Here is a 21712-nt window from a genome sequence, read left to right as displayed (position 1 = left end):
TCCTTCACCTCCTTTAAGAAAACAGCCGGGAGAGCCAGCTGCCGTGGTCCTCGGTCTTTTCTTCTTTTTGTTCCGTATCCGGGCGGACATAGCCATCCACGATGGAAATCAGCTCCTTCGCCAGCGGCGTATGCCGTGCCTCCAGCACAAAGGGTACGCCGCTTCGAACGGAATTCTGGGCGGTCTGGAAATCATTGGGAAGGACGTAGTCGAAATGCTTGCCCAGGATGGCCTCCACGTCCTCCACGTCGATACGGGTCTTTGCATTGCTGCGATTCAGCACATACCGGATTTTGCTGTCGTCATAGCCCAGTTCCTTCAGCGTATCGCTGCCGCGCTTCATATTTTTAATGGTGGGGATAAAATCTACGATGCCCACAAAGTTAATCAGCGTGGAAAGGTCCATCATGGACAGGTTCAGGGCGCTGAAGGTGGAGGTGGTATCGATAATCACGTAATCATACTCCAGCTGCAGCTGCTGCACCAGAGAGCGAATGATACCGTTATCCATGTTATAGGCCTCTTCCATGAGCTTCGGATTCGTGAGCACATCAAAGGACACCCCGCCGGCGGCATACTTCGTCAAAAACTCCACCGCCACCGTATCCCGGGGATTCGCCTTCATAGCCCGCTGGGCATCGGCAATGGTCTTCTTCGGATTAAGCTTCAGGTAGTAGCATATATCCCCAAACTGCAGGTCCAGGTCCACCAGGCAGACCTTCATCCCCTGCTTCGCCAGCTCCGCCGCAATATTAACAGCAATCAGCGACTTCCCCACAGCATAAGCCGTGCTGAAAACAGTAAATATAGTCCCTTTCCTGCCTTCCATGTTTTCCTCCATTTGCCTCTAGATATATCAGCGTCATATGCGATGAATAAAATTGAGATATCGGGTTCAGAAGGTTCAAAGGGTTCAAAAGGTTCAGAGGGTTGTGGTGTGGGCGTTTTAATTCGTATAACGCCCACCTTTTTGAATTTCAATTACAAATAGCCTCTTAACATTTTGAGCATCCCAAAGATAAAACCTACGGTGTCCCACATACTTTATGTCAATTGTTCTGCATCATAAATATCTATATCTTCCATAAAGTTCTGTCCAAAAGTTTCTTTTCCCTCTAAGCTTTTAATCAATCTTCCTATGAGCCAGATTATCCTGCGGTCATGCTCAAGCACAGGATTCACATCCATCTGTTTCAAAAAGCCCAGTTCAACACATAAAATCAGCTGAGTTTCCAATTCATGTGCAGACCCTTTGGCTTGAAAAAGAAACCGGATATAATCCCTGATAGTCCCTCTTCCGGAACCTTCTGCAATATTTGAACTAATAGAAACTACCGCCCGTCTCATTTGAGAAGACAATGCATGTAATTCATAGGTCGGAAGCTGCCTTACAAGAAGATACGTTTCGCGGGCAAGCATGCACGATTCCTTCCATGCCCTTAAGTCTCTATAGCTGGCCATGAAATTCTACCTCCTTGACACAAAGCAGCATACTTCCACACTTATTCCAATGCAGAAAATCGCCGCCGCGCAGCAGCTTCATACTCCGTCAGCGCTTTTTATTTGTGCGCCGACACCTGACCCTCTGAACCCTGTGAACCTTCTGAATCATTTGAACCTTAGTCCTCACATGACTCCAGCCCACAGCTCTTCCGCTCCGCCAGAAGCAAAGCAGGGTATTTCCATACCGGTCTCAAGGCAGACTGCCATTGCCGCGCAGCGGCTTCATACTCCGTCGGCGCTTTTTATTTGTGCGCCGACACCTGACCCTCTGAACCCTGTGAACCTTCTGAACCTTTTGAACCTATGTCCTCATATGATTCCAACCCACGGCTCTGAAATGACGCAGGGCTACTTAGCATACCCATCCATAATCTTCTTCACTCTATTACGAATATCCGCCTTGTTTTTATCTGCAGCCTGAGTATTTACGGGCCGTTCCACTTTTTCTTTTTTCACCACGGGCACTTTTTCTGCCCCTTCAGGCAGGGGGGTCTTTTCTACTCCCACCACCTGGAGGTTGTTTTTCTGTTTGGCGTAGTCTTCTTCTGTCATGGGGATGTAGACGGTTTCGCCTTTTTCATCGGTGGTGCGGAGGATATGGGAGGGGCCTTCCTGTTTGGGCTTTTCTTCCAGGATGACGGTGTCTCCATTGTCTTCGCCGGGCTTGCCGCCGAAGAGGTCCGTTTCCTGCTGCTCTGTTCCCGGTTTCACCGGTGTATTCACGTTGACTCGCTCTGCATTTCTGAGGTACCGTTCGTTGTCCTCGTAGCTGCCCTTCATGCGCTGGCTCATGGATACCGGCGTTTCGTCGGACACCAGGGTGGGGGTAATGAGGATGAGGAGTTCCCGGTTATCCCTTGTTTTCTGGGTATGACGGAAGAACTGGCCGATAATGGGGATGTCCCCCAGAAGAGGAATCTTGGTAACCGTCTTGCCGTCCTGGGAATTCAGGAGGCCGCCGATGGCCATGGTCATGCCGGAGCGGACGTTAATAACGGCGTCAGCCTCTCTGGACGCAATGGCAGGAATGGAAAAATCATTTTCCGTCACGCTGTGACCGTAGTCCAGAGTGGATACTTCTGCGTGTACCTTGGAGGTAATCTTGTTTTCCGCATCCACCACGGGCTCAATGTTCAGCCGGATACCGTATTCCCGCCAGTCGATGGCAATCTGGCCGTCACCGGCAGAAGTGGGGATGGGAATACGGCCGCCAATGAGGATGTTCGCCTTCTGGCCGCTCATGGTGGTAATGGAGGGGCGGGACAGAATCCTGGCCTTGCCCTCCGTCACCAGCGCCTGGAGGGACGCATTCATGTTGGAAATATGGCTTCCCAGCCAGCCAAAGCTGCCCCTTGGATTCTTAAAATTTTCACCTATATAAAAGAGGTTGGAAGAACCGCGGGTAATATCGGTAGACGTAGTTTCGCCAAAAGCATTAGTCGTGGTCGTATTGCCAAGAGTTGGCGACCAGTACTGGATGCCTAAATCTCTCTCCGCCGAAGTATTGATTTCAATAATCTGGGCTTCCAGACGCACCTGGCTGGGGTTGGTCATATCCAGCAGGTCGATGATATTGGAATCGGTGGCTGCCCCCTGGCTTTCGCCATTGGCAGTGGCAGAAGAAGCAGCACCTCCGCCGCTTCCCAGGTAGAGCTGGGCTACTTTCACCGCAGAATCATGCTCATACTGGTTCTTCACCTTACCCCGGAGAAGAACCTTGCCGTTCATCATCTGCACCTTCACGCCGGGATAGCCGATGGCTTTCTGGATAGCCTTTTCCGTGCCCTCATCGTCACCGGAAACGTACACATTGTATTCCTGGCGGCCGTTATTGGACCACACCAGAAGGGAAGTGGAGCCTGCTTTCTTTCCCACCACCAGGTAATCGTTATTGGAAAGGAGACGGATATCGGCGATATCCGGATTTCCTACAGCCAGCCGGGTAATGCCGGAGTCCTCCATGTACCGGGATCCATTCACCGACACATTCAGAATATCCGCAGCAAACACATTGCCTGCTGCGCCAATCATGGCCGCCGTCACCAGGAGGCCGATTCGTTTTAATCTTTTATTCATCATTACTACTGCCCCCTGCTCACGCTGGTACCACGAATGACTTCAATGCCCGAAAAACCGCTGGGTGCGCCGCCGGAAGAAATGGAAACCGCCGGAGCAGATGCAGGCTGCGGCGCTGCATACACCGGTTGAGGCGCCGGCTGCGGTGCTTCTGCCTTGGGAAGCGGAATGACGTAGTATCCCACATAATGGTCACCCTCATCATTCGTTGGACGGAGCAGCATCTGCAGCTGGCCGATCTGGGTGGAAGCGATGAGCTTAGCCGCATCATAGGGCGTCAATGCCACCGTCACCACCGACGGCGTTCCGATGGAAGCGGTGCTGGAAGAGGTCTGCCTTGGTGCGCTGCCATCAGGTACTCCTTTTCCGTTCTTATCCGTATTCTGGGGCTGTGGCTGTGACTGCGGCTGGCCGCTGCTCTTGTTCACCGCCAGAATGAGCACATCCTTCAGAAGAATTTTGGACGTAATGCGGTCCACCCCTTCCCGGGAAGTGACCAGAAGGATATCCACCTTGTCCCCCGGTTTTGCAAAGCCAGAAACGCCGGTGACATCATTCACCGAGAAGGACACGGCCCTCATGCCGTCAGGAATGAGGCCTACAAAGCCGCCTGCTTTTGGGGACAGCTTTCTAGCTGTAATCACATCGCCGGAAAGGATGGTGGTGCCTGCCTTCTTGCCTACCACCGCATTCTTATCGGTGAGAGCACCGGAAGGAACCAGGTTGGACGATACGTCCACCGCTTTCACCATGTCTTCCGTAATCACGGTCTGCGGCTCAATATCCCGGGACGCTTCAATCACCGGCACCATGGCCGCCGGTGCCGCTGCCGGCGCTTTTTTATCTGAAAATACAGCCGACAAAATAAAATAGATGATAATAAAGACCAGAATGGCTGCCAGACCGCAAAGCAGCAGCAGCTTCCTCGGAGACATTCGCTCAATGGCGCCGGATATCTTATCTGAAAGTTTCAACTCCGCTCCCCCTTAATACAGTTAACCAGCAGAATGGGTGAATCAAAAAATGGCAGAACCTGCTTTGTCTTTCTGCCCGATTTTATACTATGCCGTTCATCCCCGATTCCCCCATGTATGTAAAAACATATATTTCTTGGCATTATTTTAGCATAACACAAAATCTACTGCTACTAAGAAGCAAGAAAAAATAAGATGATAGTTGTAAAACCAGCAGAAAAGTGATATAAGATTTTTTTATAGGAAGTAATAGTCTCCTCTATTTTTCCTCTGCGTCCTCCCTGTAAATTCCCTTGATTCCATAATATCTGGCAAAGGCAACATTCCTCCAGTGATTGGCATCCTTTTCAACAGGGGAGTTAAAAGCATGCATGCCCGTGAGCAGCCCCCACTTTTTCTTGAGTACGTCCGGTTCCTCAGGTACTTTCAATACCAGATTCTTTCCTGAAAAGCTTTCTGCCTGGCGGATAATATTCCCCATGTACAGGCGCTGGTTATAATACAGCACTACAGAAGTTGAAAAAGTAACGCAAAAATACAAAACCCAAAGCAGTGACAATATCCTGCATGCCTCTGCTTTTACTATATATGTTTCGCTCAACTGTGCTGCCCTGTGAATCAGCATGACTGCCGTAATCAAAAAGATAAGACTGGGAAAGGCAGCGCGAAAAGGGGACTCCGGAGAAAAAAGCATGATGAGATTAAAGAGCATGCTCATAACTGCAAACCAGGAGGCAAGGCGAATATGTCGGCCATACTTCTTCACCTGCAGATATTTTCTTCTTCGATAGGCTTTCCATAGGTACATCCACAGAAAACTCTGCACCAGAAAGCAGAACCCCAGGGAGAGCAAATGGCCTCTGTCAAGAAACAGGAATTGGAATGTTTCTCCGCTTTCCTTCATCCGTATAACATTGCCCGGTGAAAGCATCAGGAGTCCATACCCCATGGCCAGTCCTGCCATTCCGGTTACCATCCAGAATTCCAATTTCTTCCGTTTCCCGTAACAAACAAGATATACCAGTCCACTGAGCCCTATCCAGCAGATGGTATTCTCATTGGAATCTCCTGCCAGGACGCCAAGGATAAACATAAGCGGAATAAAATAACCGGGCTTTCTGCTTTCTTTTTCCTGAAAATACCGATGAATGTATGGAAGGAGAAATAAAATCACTGCAAGCATAGGAAAAAAGTAGTTGCAGGCCCCGTCAATCCACACTATCGTACCAGCGAAGTTAATATTAAAGGACCAGAAGCATAGAAAGGTCATTAAAATATCAAAAGGCCGAAAAGCAAATGTGATTCTTCCCTCATGGGCAATCCACTGGATGGAAAACAGCAGCAGAATAATGCCTGCCGCCATGGCCAGATTAAACCAGGGCCGTCCTACCCAGAGAAAGAACATGGCCAGCATCTGGGCAATGACTCTCCCGCCCCAGGTCATATAATAGGAATACCCGCTGGCAAGAATATCACTGAAACTATCTATACGACGGGCATTTTCAGAAAGAGGCACATACATGGAATGCCCCTCCCACATAAAGGAATAGATATAATCATCACCCATAAACCGAAAAGCAAGACTTTCCAGCAGAAGCATGAATAAGAATATACATACCGCAGTAATGCATAATTCACACTTTTTTGAACTCTTTTTTGAATTTATACTATCAAGGACCATTTTTCTCCACCCAAAGATTCAATGCCTCCTGTACCTTAAGAGAACTTATGCCTTAAAAAGATAATACATACTGCACAAATATAAAAAAACAGGATAAGCTATTATAATAAACCATTATGTAAAAGATTTCTCATGACAATCTCCTTACTTTATTTACATTTTATTGTTATAAAACCATCATTCTAAAAAATAGATGTATATATTATAATAGGTTTATACGGAATTTTTCAAAAAATAAAACAGGAAGGCTATTTCAATGACTAAAACTGCTGTGATTATCGGCGCCGGCCCTGCAGGACTGACGGCGGCTTATGAATTTTTGAAGCATACAGACATTCATCCCGTGATTCTGGAAAAGGACAGCATGGTGGGCGGTCTTTCCAGAACCGTTAACTTTTCCGGCAATCGCATGGATATCGGCGGTCACCGCTTCTTCACCAAAAGCCATGAGGTGCAGAATCTCTGGGACACCATCATGCCCAGAGCCTCTGCCCCTGCCATGGATGACCATATCCTTCAGCGGGAATGTGAGCTGGATCCTGCCGGAGCGGACCCTGAAAAAGAGGATGCTGTCTTCCTGAACCGCCAGCGGGTGTCCCGCATCCTTTATCTTCATAAGTTTTTCGACTACCCCGTTTCTTTAAATCCCACCACCATAAAGAATCTGGGCCTTTTCCGCATGACCGGCATGGGCTTCTCCTACCTTCATTCCTGTTTCCACAAGAGGAAAGAAGTCACACTGGAAGACTTCATGATTAACCGGTTCGGAAAAAAGCTGTACCAGACATTCTTTGAAGGCTACACGGAGAAAGTGTGGGGAAAATCGCCGAAGAACCTGTCCGCCGACTGGGGCAGCCAGCGTATCAAGGGGATTTCCATCGGCGCCGTACTGAAGGATTTCTTCCAGCGGGTCTTCCACCTGCAGCCCAAAGAAGTACAGACTTCCCTCATCGAACGTTTCTCCTACCCCAAGTACGGTCCCGGTGAGTTCTATGAATGCCTTCGGGATGAGGTGCTCCGTCTGGGCGGAGAAATCCGCATGAATGCGGAAACCATGGGATTTAAAGGAACTGATGATAAAAATCTCACCTGCGTACTGTATAAAGACAGGGCAGGAAAGATTCAGGAAATCAAGGCGGACTACGTTCTTTCCAGCATGCCGGTCAAAGACCTGGTACAGGCCCTGCCTGATGGCTGGATTCGTAAAGAGGCAAAGCAGACTGCCGAAGCCCTTCCCTACCGTGATTTCATGACCGCCGGCCTCTTAGTGGACCGTTTGGAGCTGGAAAATCATACTCATCATAAAACATTGAACCATATCATTCCAGACTGCTGGATTTACATTCAGGAGCCGGAAGTCAAAATCGGCCGTCTCCAGGTCTTCAACAACTGGTCTCCCTACCTGGTGAAAGACCCCATGCATACCGTCTGGATCGGCCTTGAATATTTCTGCCAGGAAGGAGACAGTCTCTGGTCTATGGATGACTCCGCTTTCCTTGCCTTTGCAGAAAAGGAGCTGCAGAAAATCCACGTCATCCGACCTGGCGCTGTGAAGGAAGGTCATGTGGTACGGATGCAGAAAGCCTATCCTGCCTACTACGGCAGTTATAAAGAATTTCCACTTCTGCAGAAGGAGCTGGACACCATTCCCAACTTGTACTGCATTGGACGGAATGGCCAGCACCGCTATAACAACATGGACCATTCCATGCTCACCGCCATGGAAGCAGTCAAGTTAATCGATAAAAACAGAACCGACAAAACGTCTCTATGGAAAGTGAATACGGAAACCGATTACCAGGAAATCAACACAGAGGAGGAGAAGAGCCATGAAAAATAAGATTTCATCCATTCTATTTATCCTCCTCATTGCTTCCATTCTTCTATTATTCACCACACGCTTTGATAATGACGGATGGTTTCTCCTAAACTCCGGACGATATGTAGAAAACTACGGAATCCCTCATACCGAGCCTTTTACTATTCACGAAGGATTTCATTTCGTCATGCAGCAGTGGCTCTTTGCGCTGGGGCTTTGGAAGATTTATGAAATCGGACAGATGCAGGGCATGCTCCTTTTCAACTGGATTACCGGTGCTATATTTATCTTTATTTTCTACAAACTGCTCCAGTTAGTGGACAATCACGACACAGCTGTGTCTCGAACGATTACTGCAGGTGCCACCGTACTCCTGTCATTTTATTTCTGCCAGAGGCCACAGGTCATATCCGGTCTTATTTTCCTCATTGAAATCTACGTCCTAGAATATTTAAAAAATAGAGAACGACCACCACTGATAATCTATGGTCTGTTTTTTATTTTTTCACTTCTGCTCATCAATATTCACGCAGCCATGTGGCCCATGCTTTCTGTTTTTATTCTCCCCTATGCGGCTGAATCCATCTTTGGCGCCAGGATTCCCTGGTTCCGGCATAGTTTCCTTTGGAAATGGAAATATACAGCCCTCCTCTGGTTGCCCATCCTGATTGCAGGATTCATCAATCCCTACGGCATAGAAGCTATGACCTACGCATTCCACTCCTACGGCTATGAAGGAATTAACTCTCTCGTTACAGAAATGCATCCTTTATCAATAGGCCCTAATTCTTATGCCTCTATCATTCTGCCTATTATCCTTATTCTTATCGTAATATACGCCCGCAATCCGCTCCCTCTCCACTGTATACTCCTCTTTGCCGGTACATCATTTATGTCATTTCTTGCCATCCGCAGCATTTTCCTTTTCTTAATTGCCGGCATATTTCCACTGGCCTATATTCTTCATCTACATTCTTTCAGAAGAAAATCACAAGCAGTGACTTCATGGAAGCACACCTGGCCGATGATGGTACTTATGCACATTGCCGCCATTATAGGTGTATTTTGCATTTTTCTCAAAAACACAATTCCTTCCGAAAGACTTATACCCCTGTGCACTATCATATTCCTTATCTTTTTATTATCCATAGCCTGTGGATATATTATGTTTAAGCAGAGACATACTCCAGAAAGTTTAAAAAGCAACGCTCGCAATTTATTTTCCTCTCTGGTGATGCTTCTTTTGGTACCATTATTTTATCTATACTTCAATACTCCCTTCGTAAATCCTGCCTTACAAAAAAGTATAGACATCATACAGCAGGACAGCGCTGGCAAACCAGTCTACCTTTGGACAGGTTATGATGAGGGCCCTTACGCCGAATTTCATGGGCTTCCCTGCTACATGGATACCAGAGCTGAAGTTTTCCTTCCCAAATTAAATCATAAAAAAGATGTATTTTCCGAATATGTAAATTTGATATCCGGTGCTCTTGATTACCATGACTTCATGAAACGTTATCACTTCACCCACCTGCTCACCACCACCAATGACCCGCTCTATGCCTATCTGAAAAACGATAAGGATTACATTCTTCTTTGGGACTCCGACACTGATGATTCTATCAGTGAAAAAGAGCGAAAGAATCTAAGTAAAAAATATCGGGTCTATAAATATCAGCCGGAGTAATACCCCAAATTTCCGGTTTTTAACACAAAAATCTGCTGCCACGTATCGGCAGCAGGCTTCTTTAGCTTGATAAAGAAAGTTTTTCAAAAAAATTTCAGATGCGGCCTTCACGTTGACAAAGAGAAAGCCCCCTCTATACTAAATATAGTACTCAGTTTGAAAAGAACTCTTTCAACAACCCCCTTGAATGCTTTATAATGGAAAAATCCAGTTTAATCAACGTTTCTAAAGCAGAGAATAAATGCGTAAACGGGGATACCACCGGCTAAGCATCTGCTGTATTGGGATATGATGAAGAGTATTCTCTTCTGAAATAGTAATATCCGGAAAATCCTATGGAAGAGGGTTCCTGCAAGTATGAGCCAAGGTAAACGAATTGATTGGATTGATACTGCCAAAGGCATTGGTATCATTGCTGTAATTATAGGCCATTTTAATATCCCCGATTTGACCATGAGACTGATATATTCCTGGCACATGCCTCTGTTTTTTGTCATAAGTGGGATTCTCTACATTGATAAACCATTTGCAGAACTTCTAAAAGCAAAATCCAACAGTCTGATTAGGCCATATCTATATACCTGCTTTGCTGTGATAATCTTGGGATGCATAAAATATAACCTGCAGAACATAGAAATCAGTACGGCCTTTGTATACTGGATAACAGCGGGAATTTATGGTTCCGGTCTAAGCCATCTTATTCTTGGTTTACATCTGCCCCTAATTGGTGCTGTATGGTTTCTTTTAGCCCTGTTCTGGGCATTTTTGTTCCTGCACTTCTGCCTGAAATTCAAATATCCTATCATTCCGGCAATCGGACTGTTTATTTTAGGATATTCTACAAGAGAACTATGGCTCCCTCTTAGCATACAGGCTGGTATGGCTGCCACTCTATACTTATACATTGGGTTTGTTATCAGGGAGAAAAAACTATTATCTAAATTAATAAATCCACCTGTACTGTTATTTTGCTCCATGATTTGGTTATCAGGGATTTCCTTTGGATTCGGCTGGTTGGATTTAGTACGCAATTATTTCAGATATGGGGTATGGGATTTCTTATTCAGTTTATCTGCCGTTGTAGTCATTCTCAATCTATCGCATATTGTTAATAAAATTCCTTTTATTTCACCTCCTGTTCGATTTGTAGGGAAGAACTCATTAAAGTTTTTATGTTTTCACACGTTAGAGTTGAATTTATTCCCTTGGGAAGTCTTCATTCATGGCAGCCATGCCAACGAAATCATATTTTTAATGAAAATCATTTGCATATCTGCATCAACTCTTATTTTGAATAACTATAATAGCCTAAAAAGCTCTATGATAAAATTCCAATCATGAAAATCAAGAACCATACGGCTCATTATTGACAATTTTTAGCATGATAAAGAAACCTCTTAAGAAAATCTCTTGCAGCGATGTTCACATAAAAGCGATTTTTGCTATTTATATAGTTATAGTAGAGGGATAGGACAGACCTGAGGAATGGAAAGAAGCCCATCATATTTTTCCAAGATGACCATAGGGATGTATCTATGAAGAGCTGAAAATCCATGGGTTAACCTCTTTCACTCCCCCACCTGATCAGGCAAAAGGAAACAAAAAAATCACAGTGAAATCCGGAAATGCAGTCCAAATCCTGCAGAAATGACTGGAGACTCATGCCCTGGGGAAGCTGTGATTTTATTGCTTTTTGATTTTATTCTGGAATTTTTATGGCATACAAGGAGTAGAATGACGAAAATAGTAACCTATTTAAGGAATTCTACGACGCAGTATGCCATAAAAATTCTTATGAAATCAAAATCTGCAATAAAATCATAGCTTCCCCAGGTACAGCAGCGGCCGTAGACCATGCAGACACAGAACTCATTGGGCAGACTGGACACCGGGTTTCCTTGTGGTGTTTTTTATTGGCATTTTTTCTATCATTTCGACCGCAGCGAAGCGGAGTAGTAAAATCTCACTCCCAAATGGTACCGGACGCATTATGGCCGGAAATCTCGGGGCTCTGAGTTTCAATAGAATCACGACACATCACTTCCCATACCGACATGTACCTCCGCTCGAGATGACACAGCAGAGGGCAGCTTGCAGTCATTCCAAAAGGAAACGAATGACGCCGGTGCTTCCCTCCCCACTGTCATTTCGACCGCAGCGAAGCGGGGTACCAAAATCTCACGCCTCAATGGTATAGGATGCATTGCGGCCGGAGATCTCTCGACTCTGAGTTTCAATAGAATCACGACACACCACTCCCATACCGACATGTCCCTCCGCTCGAGATGACACAGCAGAGGGCAGCTTATATTCATTCCGAAGGGAAGCGGATGATACCCGTGCTGCCTGCCCCACTGTCATTTCGACCGCAGCGAAGCGAAGTGGAGAAATCTCACGCCTCAATAGCACTTGCCGCAATGACACTGACCACACCCGCCCCACTGTCATTTCGACCGGAGCAACGTGGAGTGGAGAAATCTCACACCGTAATGGTACAGCCCTCATTGTGGCCGGAGATCTCTCCACTCTGAGTTTCAATAGAATCACGACACACCACTCCCATACCGACATGTATCTCCGCTCGAGATGACACAGCGGCAGGCAGCTTATAGTCATTCCGAAAGGAAGCGGATGATACCAGTGCTACCTGCCCTACTGTCATTTCGACCGCAGCAAAGCAAAGTGGAGGAATCTCCCCCATCTCTGGTATTTACCACCATTGATACAACTTGCTCCATGTGCCAAGATTCTTCACTGTGTGGAAGTCCTGCATAGGACCTCCAAGTCAGCCGAAGTTGGCCCTTAGCCTGCCCATAAAAGGGCCTTCCTATTGTCGGCTGACCGACCCAGAATGACCTGTCGGGAAGAAAGCTCTTCTGAAAAACAGACTTTTCAAACTATGATAAAATAAATATAGAAGGAGGTGGTGTGGAAAATGGACACTGCAGAAGACAGGCTCATGGGCTACGGCGAGCCCCGATATGACCAGAGCGCCAAGAATATTCTTTCCGACAAATCCATACTGGCCCACATTCTGAAAAGCACGGTTTCCGAATTCAAGGATTCTTCCATAGAAGATATTGCCAATGTCTACATTGAAGGAACACCGGAAGTCAGCCGGATTCCATTGAACCAGGACAAAACCAATGCCGTCACTAAAAAGATTCAAGGCGACCGGAATGAGGAATCGAGCCCCACCGAAGGCTGGGTCACTTTTGACATTCTTTTCCACGCCAAAGCCCCGGAATCCGGTGACCTTATCACCCTTATCATTAACGTGGAAGCCCAGAAAACACAGAAAGCCTCCACCCTTGGTTACGACATTCTGAAGCGGGCGCTGTACTATGTGAGCCGCATCATGTCCAGCCAAAAGAAACGGGAATTTGAGGGATCCGACTATAACAACATCAAGAAAGTCTACAGCATTTTCATCTGTATGGATTCCCCCAACGGCCAAAGCGCCATCAACCGCTACCGCATGAAAGAAGAGCATCTCCTTCACCGGTACAAAGCCAATCAAAAATCCTACGACCTGCTGAATGTGGTCATGATTTACCTGAGCGATGAAAAAGTAAGAAACCGCCTCATCGGGCTATTGCAGCTTCTATTCCGGAAAGAAAATATGTCCGGCGACGAAAGAAATGAAATATTGAAGGAAAGATACAACATTCATCTGACCGAAGAACAAAGAGAGGAGTTGAACACCATGTGCAACTTGAGTGAAGGTATTGTAGATAGAGTAACTGAAAGAGTGACTAAATCCGTAACCGATTCTGTCACTAAATCCGTAACCAAATCCGTAACTGACTCCGTAACCAAATCCGTAACCAAATCCGTAACTGACTCCGTAACCAAATCCGTAACCAAATCCGTAACAAGGCAGAAAACAATTGAAGATGTAAGAAATGTGATGGTCAATTTGAGGCTGGATATCAACCAGGCCATGGATGCGCTGAACGTCCCCACGGAAATGAGGGCTGATGTCCGTAAAGCCCTTGGAAAATAGGCTGGAGTTGAACACCATGTGCAACCTGAGTGAAGGTATTGTAGATAGAGTAACCGAGAGAGTGACTGAGAGAGTAACTGAGAGAGTAACCGCTGAAGTAACGGAATCCGTAACAAGGCAGAGATTGATTGAGGATGTCAGAAATCTGATGATATCTACCGGCTGGAGTTCGGACAAGGCCATGGATGCTCTCAGAATACCGAAAGAGTTAAGAGATGAAATCCGTATGGCTGTGAGCCGGTAATTTTCTGTCAATAAAAAAAGCCCTACTCATGATGAGCAGGGTCTTTTTCTGTGAAATAAAAAATTTTCAAAAGGACGTTCACATAAAACCGATTTTTCCGATATATATAGTAGAGGGATGTGAAAGACCTGAGGAAGGGAAAGAAGCTCATCATATTTTCCCAAGATCTAATGGCCATAGGGAATGGATTTATGACGAGCCGGCGTCCATGGGTTAACCGCTTTCACTCCCTCGCCTGATCAGGCAAAAGAAAGAAACAAAAAATCACAGGGAAATCCGGAAATGCAGTCTAAATCCTGCAGAAATGACGGGAGACTCATGCCCTGGGGAAGCACTGACTCAGCCGCAGAATCGAATTTCATATAGATTTTGGTCCAATGCCGCGTCATCAGTCTCCTTAAATAGCCCGCTATTCGCGTCGACTGATTCCTTGCATTGGATAAAAATACATATAAAATTCGATTCTGCCAATTAATTAGTGCTCCCTTAGATTTCAGGTCCACCGATTCTTCCATAATGGAACCGCAGTTGCCGGAGAAGTACTGATTTCTTCATCAGTGCTTCCCGTGAGGGGACTGCGGTTTTCTAATTTCTTTTTTCTGTGCATATCGGTTTATTTCTGCAGATAGTAACACTTCTTTTTCCTTTATCCTTCACCGGCATGATATAATAACAATGTAATAGTCTGTCATTTTTTGAGTGAGGTATGATTATGTTTATTGATAGAGCAAAAATAATTGTTGTCTCCGGTGCCGGCGGAGACGGCATGGTTTCTTTCAGACGGGAGAAATATGTACCCCGCGGCGGCCCCAGCGGCGGCGACGGCGGCAAGGGAGGCTCCGTGATTGTCCGCGCAGACAGCAGTCTGAATACGCTGATTAATTTCCGCCGGCATCGCAAATTTGCAGCCAAGGCAGGAGCCAATGGCGGCGCAAAGGAAATGTTCGGCAAGAACGGGGAAGATGTGTATGTGGATGTGCCGCTGGGCACCATGGTATACGATGACCGCAGCGGCGAGCTTCTGGCTGATATGACCCAGGACGGGCAGCAGGTTACTGTGGCCAAAGGCGGCCATGGGGGCAGAGGAAATTCCCACTTTGCCACCTCCGCTGTCCGTGCACCTACCTATGCAGAAAAGGGTGAACCGGGAGAAGAAAAAAATATCAGGCTGGAACTGAAAATTCTGGCGGACGTGGGCCTTCTTGGCTTCCCGTCGGTTGGCAAATCCAGTCTGCTCCGCAAGGTTTCGGGGGCAAAACCGGAAGTGGCAGCCTACCATTTTACCACCCTCAACCCTATTCTGGGTGTGGTAAGCCTTGATGCGGAACGGAGTTTCGTCATGGCAGATATCCCAGGACTTATTGAAGGGGCAAGCCAGGGCACAGGCCTTGGGGATGAATTCCTCCGCCATGTGGAACGGACCAAGGTACTTATCCATGTACTGGATGCTGCCGGCAGTGAAGGCAGGGATCCATTCCGTGATTTCCATATTATTAATAATGAACTGGAGCTGTACAGTCCTGAACTGGCGAAGAAGAAGCAGATTGTAGCTGCCAATAAGACCGATTTGATTGAGGATCCGGAGAAACTGGAAAAACTGAGGAAGGATATCGAAGGGGAGGGCTATCTTTTCTTCCCTGTCTGCACTTTGACCGGCGAAGGATTGAAGCCGCTTTTGGAAGCTGCATGGAAAATCCTGCAGGAGGTCCCCGATGTGACCTTTGAGAACCCGGAAAAGGCCATTGTTTATGAAGTTCCGAAGGATGAATTCCTTATCGAACAGAAAGATGGTGTTTTCTACGTCAAGGGCAAACGGGTAGAAAAACTGGTGAGCATGACCAATTTCGAAGACTACCTTTCCATGCGCCGCTTCGAAAGGGCCTGGCGCTTCATGGGCCTTGACAAACTTCTGAAAAAGGAAGGCATCCGGGAAGGCGATACGGTGAACCTGTACGGCGTGGAATTTACCTATGCGGAAAACAGGGATTCCGCCGATGATGAGAGTGAATAAGGGAGAGAATATATGTTAACAGGCAAGCAGAAACAGTATTTGAAAAGCGAGGCGGTCAATCTTCCCGCCTATGTGCAGATTGGGAAGGAAGGAATGACTTCTGCCGTGGTGCAGAGTGTGGAGGACGTTCTTCTGGCAAGGGAACTGGTGAAGGTCAAAATCAACCAGAACTCCGATGAAGATATCAGGGATACCGCTTCCATTCTGGCGGAAAAGCTGGATTGTGAAATCGTACAGATTATCGGACGAAACTGTGTACTTTTCAAGCAGAAAGAAAAGAAATCTCATTATGAGCTCCCCTGATAAAGGATGCCGCGCAGCTATACCTCGAATGAAGCGAATTGTCGTCAAGGTGGGGACCAGTTCCCTGACCTATGACAATGGCAAAATGAATCTCCGCTTCATGGATCACCTGGTACGGCAGATTTCCGATTTAAAGAACCGGGGCTTCCAGGTCATACTGGTGACATCCGGTGCCATCGGTATCGGCTTCCCGGAATTGGGCTTTAAGGAAAAACCGGCCTATCTTCCCTATAAGCAGGCGTCCGCTGCTGTGGGTCAGGGCCTTCTCATGAATATTTATGAGCATTTATTCCGTGAATACGGCCATGTGGTGGGACAGCTCCTTTTCACCAAGGGAGATGCCGTAAATTCCAAGCGGTATCTTCATATGCACGGCACTCTTCTTTCCCTTCTGGAGCTGGGAGCCGTTCCCATTATTAATGAAAATGATGCGGTCACTGCCGATGAAATCAAAATCGGTGACAATGACACGCTCTCCGCCATTGTAGCCAGTATAGCGGAAGCGGACCTGCTCATTATTCTTTCCGATATTGAAGGGCTTTACGATTCGGATCCCAGAAAGAATCAAGATGCCCGCCTCATCCATCAGGTACCCGTTTTTTCCCGTGACATATTCCGTATGGCCGGCGGCGCCGGTTCTACCCAGGGAACAGGCGGTATGTATACAAAAATCCAGGCAGCCGAAATCTGCGTCCATTCCGGCATAGACATGGTCATTGCCAAAAGCACCGTGCCGGAAGTGCTGGAACGAATCATGGACGGGGAAGATGTGGGAACCTGGTTTAAGGGCGAAAATGTCCATCCCCAGCTGAAAAAGAGAGATATCATCATCGGTACGGCGGTGAAGGGAAAGATTTTTGTGGACAAAGGCTGCCGTGCGGCTCTCATGAACAAAGGCTCCAGCCTCCTTCCGGTAGGGATTCTGGGAACAGAAGGCGATTTTGCTGAAGGAGATACGGTGTCTGTGTTCTGCGATGCCGATGAGGTGGCCCGGGGCATTACCCACTACAGCAGCAGCGATATTGCCCTTATTAAGGGTCTCCACACAGAGCAGCTGAAGGACGCCCTTAAAACGGAACCTCCCTATGATACGGTGATTCACAGGGATAATCTTCTGGTGATGAAATAAGCATGAAATTTTCAGAAAAAGCCAAATGGCTTATTTATTATTATACGAAGCACCCTAAGGGACGTTTTGAACTGTCCCACATTCTGGAACTCATCCTTTTCCTTACGGTGTGCATTATTCTTTCGGAAGCGGTGTTGTATGCATGGTTAAACGGATAGGCTTGTTCGGCGGCTCCTTCAATCCCATCCACATCGGTCATCTTGTGATTGCGGAAGCGGCATGGCAGGAATTCGGTCTGGAAAAGGTCATCTTTATCCCATCTGGTGACACGCCTAATAAGGATATGCATCATATTGACAAATTTGACCGATACAACATGGTCAAGGAAGCGGTGAAGGACAATCCCCGCTTTGCCCTGTCCCCCGTAGAAAGGGACAGGAGTGGTCCATCTTATACGGTGGATACGGTTCATATCCTGAAGAAGGAGTGGGACCCTTCCTGTGAATTTTATTTCATATGCGGCACCGATGCGTTGGCAGACCTCCCTACCTGGAAATACAACAGGGAGCTTCTTTCCTGCTGCCATTTCATATGTGCCAGCCGTCCGGGAAATGAAGAGAAGCTGCGCCGGTCCGTTGCCTATTTTGGGAAGCTGGGTGAGGAAAAAATCCATTTCCTCCTGACGCCGGAACTGGATATTTCATCCACCATCCTTAGAAATCTTCTGGGACAGCATAAGTCTGTCCGTTATTTTATACCCGACGGGGTTATTTCTTTTATTCAATCCCATCATTTGTATGAAGGACAAAATCATGGAGCTTAATGACATACAGAAAGATTTAGAAAAAATCCTTTCTCCCAAGCGTTTTCGCCATTCCCGGGGCGTTGCGGAGACGGCCCGTCATTTGGCGGAAAAATACTGTGCTGACAGTAGGAAAGCCTATGTGGCGGGATGGGTCCACGACTGCGCCAAGGAGCTTTCCCTTGGGGATATGCAGCGCATTGTGAAAAAAGCAGGCCTTAAGGCGGATAAATACCTTCTTTCCAGCCGCGCCCTTCTTCATGGGCCTGCCGGCAGTATCCTGGCTGAAACAAAGTACGGCATTGGCGATAAAGAAATCCAAAGCGCCATTTATTACCATACCACCGGACGGGCTGACATGACCCTTCTGGAGAAAATTATTTTTCTGGCAGATTACATCGAACCGTCCCGGGATTTTCCCGGCGTAGACAACCTGAGAAAACTTTCGGAAATAAACCTTGACGATGCTCTCCTTGCTGCCTACGATTCAACCATTTCCCATCTCCTTGACCAGAAAGCCTATATTTATGATTTGACCTTCATAGGACGGAATGATTTAGTTCTGAAGATGAAAGAGACAGCGAATGAGAAAAAATAGACATGGGAAAATCAGGATAAAAAAATTAGCCCTTTTCATTGTTATGGCTCTCTGTGCACTGGTTATCCTGATTTTCGGCATCGGCAAGGGAGTTTCCTACCTTCTGGGAAAGGTGGATACGGGAAATTCGCCGATTTCCTACTACCTTTTAATCGGGACCGATAAGGAAGCGGGAAATGAGGCGGATGCAGTGATTCTGACAGTATGGAACAGCAAAGATAAGGGCGTCACCTTTATTTCCATTCCGCCCAATACTAAGCTGGCCCGCCAGGAAAAGAAGAATCAGCTTATCCGTACCACCTTCTCCGAAGGGGGAGCAGAGGAAACAAAGAGTGCCGTGGAAAACCTGCTTCACCTGCGGATTGATAAATATGCGGTTCTTGACTATTCCAATTTCCGAAACTATGTGGATAAAATCGGCGGCGTAGACATGTATGTGGAAAAGGGCATGGACCACCAGAACCGAGAAGGGGAGACGGATATCCAGATTCGCCAGGGCTACCAGAGCCTGGATGGCGAAAATGCGCTGGGCTATGTACGGTATATTGATAAAAAGAATGGAGAAATCGACCGTATCCAGCGGCAGGAGCGTTTCCTGAAAACCATGATTCATGAAATGCAGGACCATGCAGCCCTGTACAACTGGTTCTTCTTCCACCATTCCTGGACGGCGGAGGAAACTAATATCACCAATGGAGAAGCGGCTTCCCTGGCCTATACGCTTTCGTCGTACCCGAAAGACAGCTTTACGTTCTCCATCCTTCCAGGGGAAACGCAGAATATCAACAAAGTAGATACATGGGTTATTAATCCGGTGGAAGTGCAGAAAACCATTGCCCAGACCATAGGATCCGATAACCGGTAATTAGAAAAGGAGTTTGTATCAATGGAAAAAAATATTGAAATCATCTGCAAAGCATTGTCTTCTAAAAAGAGTGTGCTCATCCGTGTACTGAATGTACGGGGGCTCACCAGCATTGCCGACGATTTTATTTTGGCCACCACAAGAAATAAGAAACAGGCACAGGCGGCTGCGGATGAAGTGGAAGAAAAGGCAGGAGAAATAGGCATGCATGCCCTCCGCCGGGAAGGATACCAGGAAGGAGACTGGATTCTTCTTGATTTTGGCGATGTGATTGTCCATATTTTCACAGATGAAGAAAGACGGCGCTATGATTTCGATACCCTTTGGAAGGAAGCGCCTGTAGAGGAATACCATGAAACCGGCGATGAAAATGAATAACGATGACTCAGGTCTGGGGCCCATGCACCTTCGGGAAAACTCCCTGGCAGAGCTCACTGTCCAGAGAACATCGGACATGGGAGCCTTTCTGGATGCAGGAACCGGAGCTACCTCCGATGATATCCTCCTCCATCACAGCCAGCAGACAAGACCTGTGGAAGTGGGAGAAAAGGTGAAGGTCTTCCTGTACCACGATCCCCATCACAGACTCACTGCCAGCATGCGCCTTCCCCAGATACCGGTAGGCGGTATCGGCTATGCACCGGTTATGCTTACCACCCGCTTTGGCGCTTTTATTGATGTTGGTACCGAAAGAGGCATTTTCCTTCCCTTTTCCCAGATGGAAGAAAGAGTGGAAACAGGGCAGTCCATATGGGTAAAAATGTATGTAGATAAAACAGGACGTCTGGCGGTGACCATGAAAGTGAATGAAGACATCCGCAAAATTGCCCTTCCAGCGGAGGGCGTCAAAGTGGGGGACATGGTGACCGGCACGGTCTACAACAAAACGGGCGACGGCATTTTCCTCATTACCAGAAAGCGGTGGATTGCATTCCTTCATAGGGATGAAATTGTAAAACCCATCCACATGGGCGATGAAATTACAGGACGGGTAACCTTCCTCAGGAAAGACGGGCACCTGAACATTTCCCTCCGTCCGCAGAAAGAAAAATCCATGGAAGGAGATATGCAGCTTCTTCTTGATTATATGAACCGCCATAACGGCAGCCTTCCCTTTACAGACCAGTCCGATCCGGCCCTTATCAAAGCATCCCTTGGTATCAGTAAATCAGCCTTCAAACGGGCGGTAGGGCACCTTCTGAAATTAAAAAAGATTTCCATGAAGGAAGGCAAAATTACACTGATATAATTTTCAGCAGAATTCTCTGCATGAAAAAACAGGAACCGAAGGGTTCCTGTTTTTTCATGTATGAAGTTTCTGGATTTCCATTCTTAAAAATGGCGATAGAGACCGATAACCTTGCCGCGAATGGTAACATTCTTGGAAATAATGGGCTTATAAGCATCATTTTCCGGCTGCAGCCTGATATGGTCATCTTCCTTGTAGAAGCGCTTAACCGTAGCGTCATCATTGCCTACCAGGGCTACAACGATATCACCGTCCTGGGCATGGTCCTGTTCAGATACGATGAGGTAATCGCCTTCCTCAATGCCTGCCTTGATCATGCTGTCCCCGCGGACCACCAGGATGAAGCAGTTGTTGTCGCTGCCCACCATTTCAGCCGGCAGAGGGAAGACAGATTCCAAATGCTCATCGGCCACCAGCGGTTCACCGGCGCGGACAGCACCTACCAGAGGCATGGGGATCATTTTCTTGTGGCGCCAGGACATATCTCCTACCACTTCGATGGCTCTGGAGCTGGCAGGATCTCTCTTGATAACTCCCAGTTCCTCCAGCCGGGCCAGGTATCCGTGAACCGTAGAAGTGGAACGAAGATTGACTGCCGTGCAGATTTCACGGACAGTAGGGGGGAATCCGTCTTCATAAATCTTCTGGCGGATAAATTCCAGAATACTTTTCTCACGGCTTGTTAATTCCCTGTTCTTACCTAATCTTTTTGCTGCCATTTTTATTCCTTCCTTATGCTATAAAATATCCGAAGTATAATCGATAAACGGTCTCATCATATTCAAAATATAGTAACCTGTATTTATTATACAGGAAAAGTTC

General features: G+C 47.0%; 20 protein-coding genes. 14 read left to right on the top strand and 6 right to left on the bottom strand.

Annotation, left to right across the window (positions count from 1 at the left end; translation table 11 throughout):
- Positions 1-13 precede the first annotated feature (13 nt).
- The 5 genes from QZQ29_RS03250 to QZQ29_RS03230 all read right to left on the bottom strand — a co-directional run bounded on the left by QZQ29_RS03250 (position 14) and on the right by QZQ29_RS03230 (position 6234).
- Positions 14-829 (bottom strand): AAA family ATPase, encoded by an 816-nt coding sequence (locus QZQ29_RS03250; protein WP_296959582.1) that lies wholly within the window; start codon positions 827-829, stop codon positions 14-16.
- Positions 830-1044: 215 nt separating this feature from the next.
- Entirely contained in the window at positions 1045-1461 is a 417-nt protein-coding gene (locus QZQ29_RS03245) for a four helix bundle protein (protein ID WP_296959578.1), read from the bottom strand.
- Positions 1462-1851: 390 nt separating this feature from the next.
- On the bottom strand, positions 1852-3582 hold the full coding sequence (locus QZQ29_RS03240) for a pilus assembly protein N-terminal domain-containing protein (RefSeq protein WP_296959574.1): 1731 nt from the start codon (positions 3580-3582) through the stop codon (positions 1852-1854).
- Between the two features lie 2 nt (positions 3583-3584).
- A complete protein-coding gene (gene cpaB / locus QZQ29_RS03235) occupies positions 3585-4553 on the bottom strand; it encodes a Flp pilus assembly protein CpaB (protein ID WP_296959571.1) in 969 nt (322 codons plus the stop codon).
- A gap of 259 nt (positions 4554-4812) precedes the next feature.
- Positions 4813-6234, bottom strand: coding sequence for a DUF6056 family protein (locus tag QZQ29_RS03230; RefSeq protein ID WP_296959568.1), 1422 nt, complete (start codon positions 6232-6234; stop codon positions 4813-4815).
- Between the two features lie 256 nt (positions 6235-6490).
- Here QZQ29_RS03230 and QZQ29_RS03225 point away from each other — a divergent pair, with 256 nt between their 5' ends.
- The 14 genes from QZQ29_RS03225 (at position 6491) to QZQ29_RS03160 (ending at position 20890) form a co-directional block, all read left to right on the top strand.
- Entirely contained in the window at positions 6491-8074 is a 1584-nt protein-coding gene (locus tag QZQ29_RS03225; protein ID WP_296959566.1) for an NAD(P)/FAD-dependent oxidoreductase, read from the top strand.
- Entirely contained in the window at positions 8064-9743 is a 1680-nt protein-coding gene (locus tag QZQ29_RS03220; protein WP_296959563.1) for a hypothetical protein, read from the top strand. Before QZQ29_RS03225 ends, QZQ29_RS03220 begins: the two co-directional genes overlap by 11 nt.
- A 357-nt stretch (positions 9744-10100) precedes the next feature.
- On the top strand, positions 10101-11084 hold the full coding sequence (locus tag QZQ29_RS03215; RefSeq protein ID WP_296959560.1) for an acyltransferase family protein: 984 nt from the start codon (positions 10101-10103) through the stop codon (positions 11082-11084).
- A gap of 1594 nt (positions 11085-12678) precedes the next feature.
- Positions 12679-13749, top strand: coding sequence for a PD-(D/E)XK nuclease family transposase (locus QZQ29_RS03210; RefSeq protein WP_296959556.1), 1071 nt, complete (start codon positions 12679-12681; stop codon positions 13747-13749).
- Complete coding sequence (locus QZQ29_RS03205; protein WP_296959553.1) at positions 13724-13993, top strand: hypothetical protein; 270 nt, start codon at positions 13724-13726, stop codon at positions 13991-13993. The genes QZQ29_RS03210 and QZQ29_RS03205 overlap by 26 nt, the downstream gene beginning before the upstream one ends.
- 712 nt (positions 13994-14705) lie before the next feature.
- Positions 14706-16004, top strand: coding sequence for a GTPase ObgE (gene obgE, locus QZQ29_RS03200; protein ID WP_296959551.1), 1299 nt, complete (start codon positions 14706-14708; stop codon positions 16002-16004).
- Between the two features lie 12 nt (positions 16005-16016).
- Positions 16017-16307 (top strand): ribosome assembly RNA-binding protein YhbY, encoded by a 291-nt coding sequence (gene yhbY / locus QZQ29_RS03195; protein WP_296959548.1) that lies wholly within the window; start codon positions 16017-16019, stop codon positions 16305-16307.
- Positions 16294-17436, top strand: coding sequence for a glutamate 5-kinase (gene proB, locus QZQ29_RS03190; protein ID WP_296959544.1), 1143 nt, complete (start codon positions 16294-16296; stop codon positions 17434-17436). Before yhbY ends, proB begins: the two co-directional genes overlap by 14 nt.
- Before the next feature lie 2 nt (positions 17437-17438).
- Positions 17439-17594 (top strand): hypothetical protein, encoded by a 156-nt coding sequence (locus QZQ29_RS03185; protein ID WP_296959541.1) that lies wholly within the window; start codon positions 17439-17441, stop codon positions 17592-17594.
- Complete coding sequence (nadD, locus tag QZQ29_RS03180; RefSeq protein ID WP_296959539.1) at positions 17579-18199, top strand: nicotinate-nucleotide adenylyltransferase; 621 nt, start codon at positions 17579-17581, stop codon at positions 18197-18199. The genes QZQ29_RS03185 and nadD overlap by 16 nt, the downstream gene beginning before the upstream one ends.
- Positions 18189-18776: a bis(5'-nucleosyl)-tetraphosphatase (symmetrical) YqeK gene (yqeK, locus tag QZQ29_RS03175; RefSeq protein ID WP_296959536.1), complete on the top strand. Its 588-nt coding sequence runs from the start codon at positions 18189-18191 to the stop codon at positions 18774-18776. The genes nadD and yqeK overlap by 11 nt, the downstream gene beginning before the upstream one ends.
- On the top strand, positions 18763-19641 hold the full coding sequence (locus QZQ29_RS03170; protein WP_296959533.1) for an LCP family protein: 879 nt from the start codon (positions 18763-18765) through the stop codon (positions 19639-19641). The genes yqeK and QZQ29_RS03170 overlap by 14 nt, the downstream gene beginning before the upstream one ends.
- 21 nt (positions 19642-19662) lie before the next feature.
- Positions 19663-20019, top strand: coding sequence for a ribosome silencing factor (gene rsfS / locus QZQ29_RS03165; RefSeq protein ID WP_296959531.1), 357 nt, complete (start codon positions 19663-19665; stop codon positions 20017-20019).
- Positions 19994-20890: a S1-like domain-containing RNA-binding protein gene (locus QZQ29_RS03160; RefSeq protein WP_296959528.1), complete on the top strand. Its 897-nt coding sequence runs from the start codon at positions 19994-19996 to the stop codon at positions 20888-20890. The genes rsfS and QZQ29_RS03160 overlap by 26 nt, the downstream gene beginning before the upstream one ends.
- 83 nt (positions 20891-20973) lie before the next feature.
- On the opposite strand, the gene lexA is transcribed toward QZQ29_RS03160, so the two are convergent.
- Complete coding sequence (lexA, locus tag QZQ29_RS03155; protein WP_296959525.1) at positions 20974-21609, bottom strand: transcriptional repressor LexA; 636 nt, start codon at positions 21607-21609, stop codon at positions 20974-20976.
- Between the last annotated feature and the right edge of the window lie 103 nt (positions 21610-21712).

It is taken from the genome of uncultured Dialister sp. (assembly GCF_900538805.1).
Taxonomy (GTDB): domain Bacteria; phylum Bacillota; class Negativicutes; order Veillonellales; family Dialisteraceae; genus Dialister.
This window is presented reverse-complemented; position numbering and strand designations above follow the sequence as displayed.

What these genes read in the sequence shown, in the direction of transcription:
- QZQ29_RS03225 (WP_296959566.1), top strand. Translation starts at nt 6,491, where the DNA reads ATGACTAAAACTGCTGTGATTATCGGCGCCGGCCCTGCAGGACTGACG.
- QZQ29_RS03250 (WP_296959582.1), bottom strand. Translation starts at nt 829, where the DNA reads ATGGAAGGCAGGAAAGGGACTATATTTACTGTTTTCAGCACGGCTTAT.
- QZQ29_RS03230 (WP_296959568.1), bottom strand. Translation starts at nt 6,234, where the DNA reads ATGGTCCTTGATAGTATAAATTCAAAAAAGAGTTCAAAAAAGTGTGAA.
- QZQ29_RS03220 (WP_296959563.1), top strand. Translation starts at nt 8,064, where the DNA reads ATGAAAAATAAGATTTCATCCATTCTATTTATCCTCCTCATTGCTTCC.
- QZQ29_RS03185 (WP_296959541.1), top strand. Translation starts at nt 17,439, where the DNA reads ATGAAATTTTCAGAAAAAGCCAAATGGCTTATTTATTATTATACGAAG.
- QZQ29_RS03215 (WP_296959560.1), top strand. Translation starts at nt 10,101, where the DNA reads ATGAGCCAAGGTAAACGAATTGATTGGATTGATACTGCCAAAGGCATT.
- QZQ29_RS03245 (WP_296959578.1), bottom strand. Translation starts at nt 1,461, where the DNA reads ATGGCCAGCTATAGAGACTTAAGGGCATGGAAGGAATCGTGCATGCTT.
- yhbY (WP_296959548.1), top strand. Translation starts at nt 16,017, where the DNA reads ATGTTAACAGGCAAGCAGAAACAGTATTTGAAAAGCGAGGCGGTCAAT.
- rsfS (WP_296959531.1), top strand. Translation starts at nt 19,663, where the DNA reads ATGGAAAAAAATATTGAAATCATCTGCAAAGCATTGTCTTCTAAAAAG.
- QZQ29_RS03170 (WP_296959533.1), top strand. Translation starts at nt 18,763, where the DNA reads ATGAGAAAAAATAGACATGGGAAAATCAGGATAAAAAAATTAGCCCTT.
- QZQ29_RS03240 (WP_296959574.1), bottom strand. Translation starts at nt 3,582, where the DNA reads ATGATGAATAAAAGATTAAAACGAATCGGCCTCCTGGTGACGGCGGCC.
- QZQ29_RS03160 (WP_296959528.1), top strand. Translation starts at nt 19,994, where the DNA reads ATGAAACCGGCGATGAAAATGAATAACGATGACTCAGGTCTGGGGCCC.
- yqeK (WP_296959536.1), top strand. Translation starts at nt 18,189, where the DNA reads ATGGAGCTTAATGACATACAGAAAGATTTAGAAAAAATCCTTTCTCCC.
- QZQ29_RS03210 (WP_296959556.1), top strand. Translation starts at nt 12,679, where the DNA reads ATGGACACTGCAGAAGACAGGCTCATGGGCTACGGCGAGCCCCGATAT.
- QZQ29_RS03205 (WP_296959553.1), top strand. Translation starts at nt 13,724, where the DNA reads ATGTCCGTAAAGCCCTTGGAAAATAGGCTGGAGTTGAACACCATGTGC.
- nadD (WP_296959539.1), top strand. Translation starts at nt 17,579, where the DNA reads ATGGTTAAACGGATAGGCTTGTTCGGCGGCTCCTTCAATCCCATCCAC.
- lexA (WP_296959525.1), bottom strand. Translation starts at nt 21,609, where the DNA reads ATGGCAGCAAAAAGATTAGGTAAGAACAGGGAATTAACAAGCCGTGAG.
- proB (WP_296959544.1), top strand. Translation starts at nt 16,294, where the DNA reads ATGAGCTCCCCTGATAAAGGATGCCGCGCAGCTATACCTCGAATGAAG.
- obgE (WP_296959551.1), top strand. Translation starts at nt 14,706, where the DNA reads ATGTTTATTGATAGAGCAAAAATAATTGTTGTCTCCGGTGCCGGCGGA.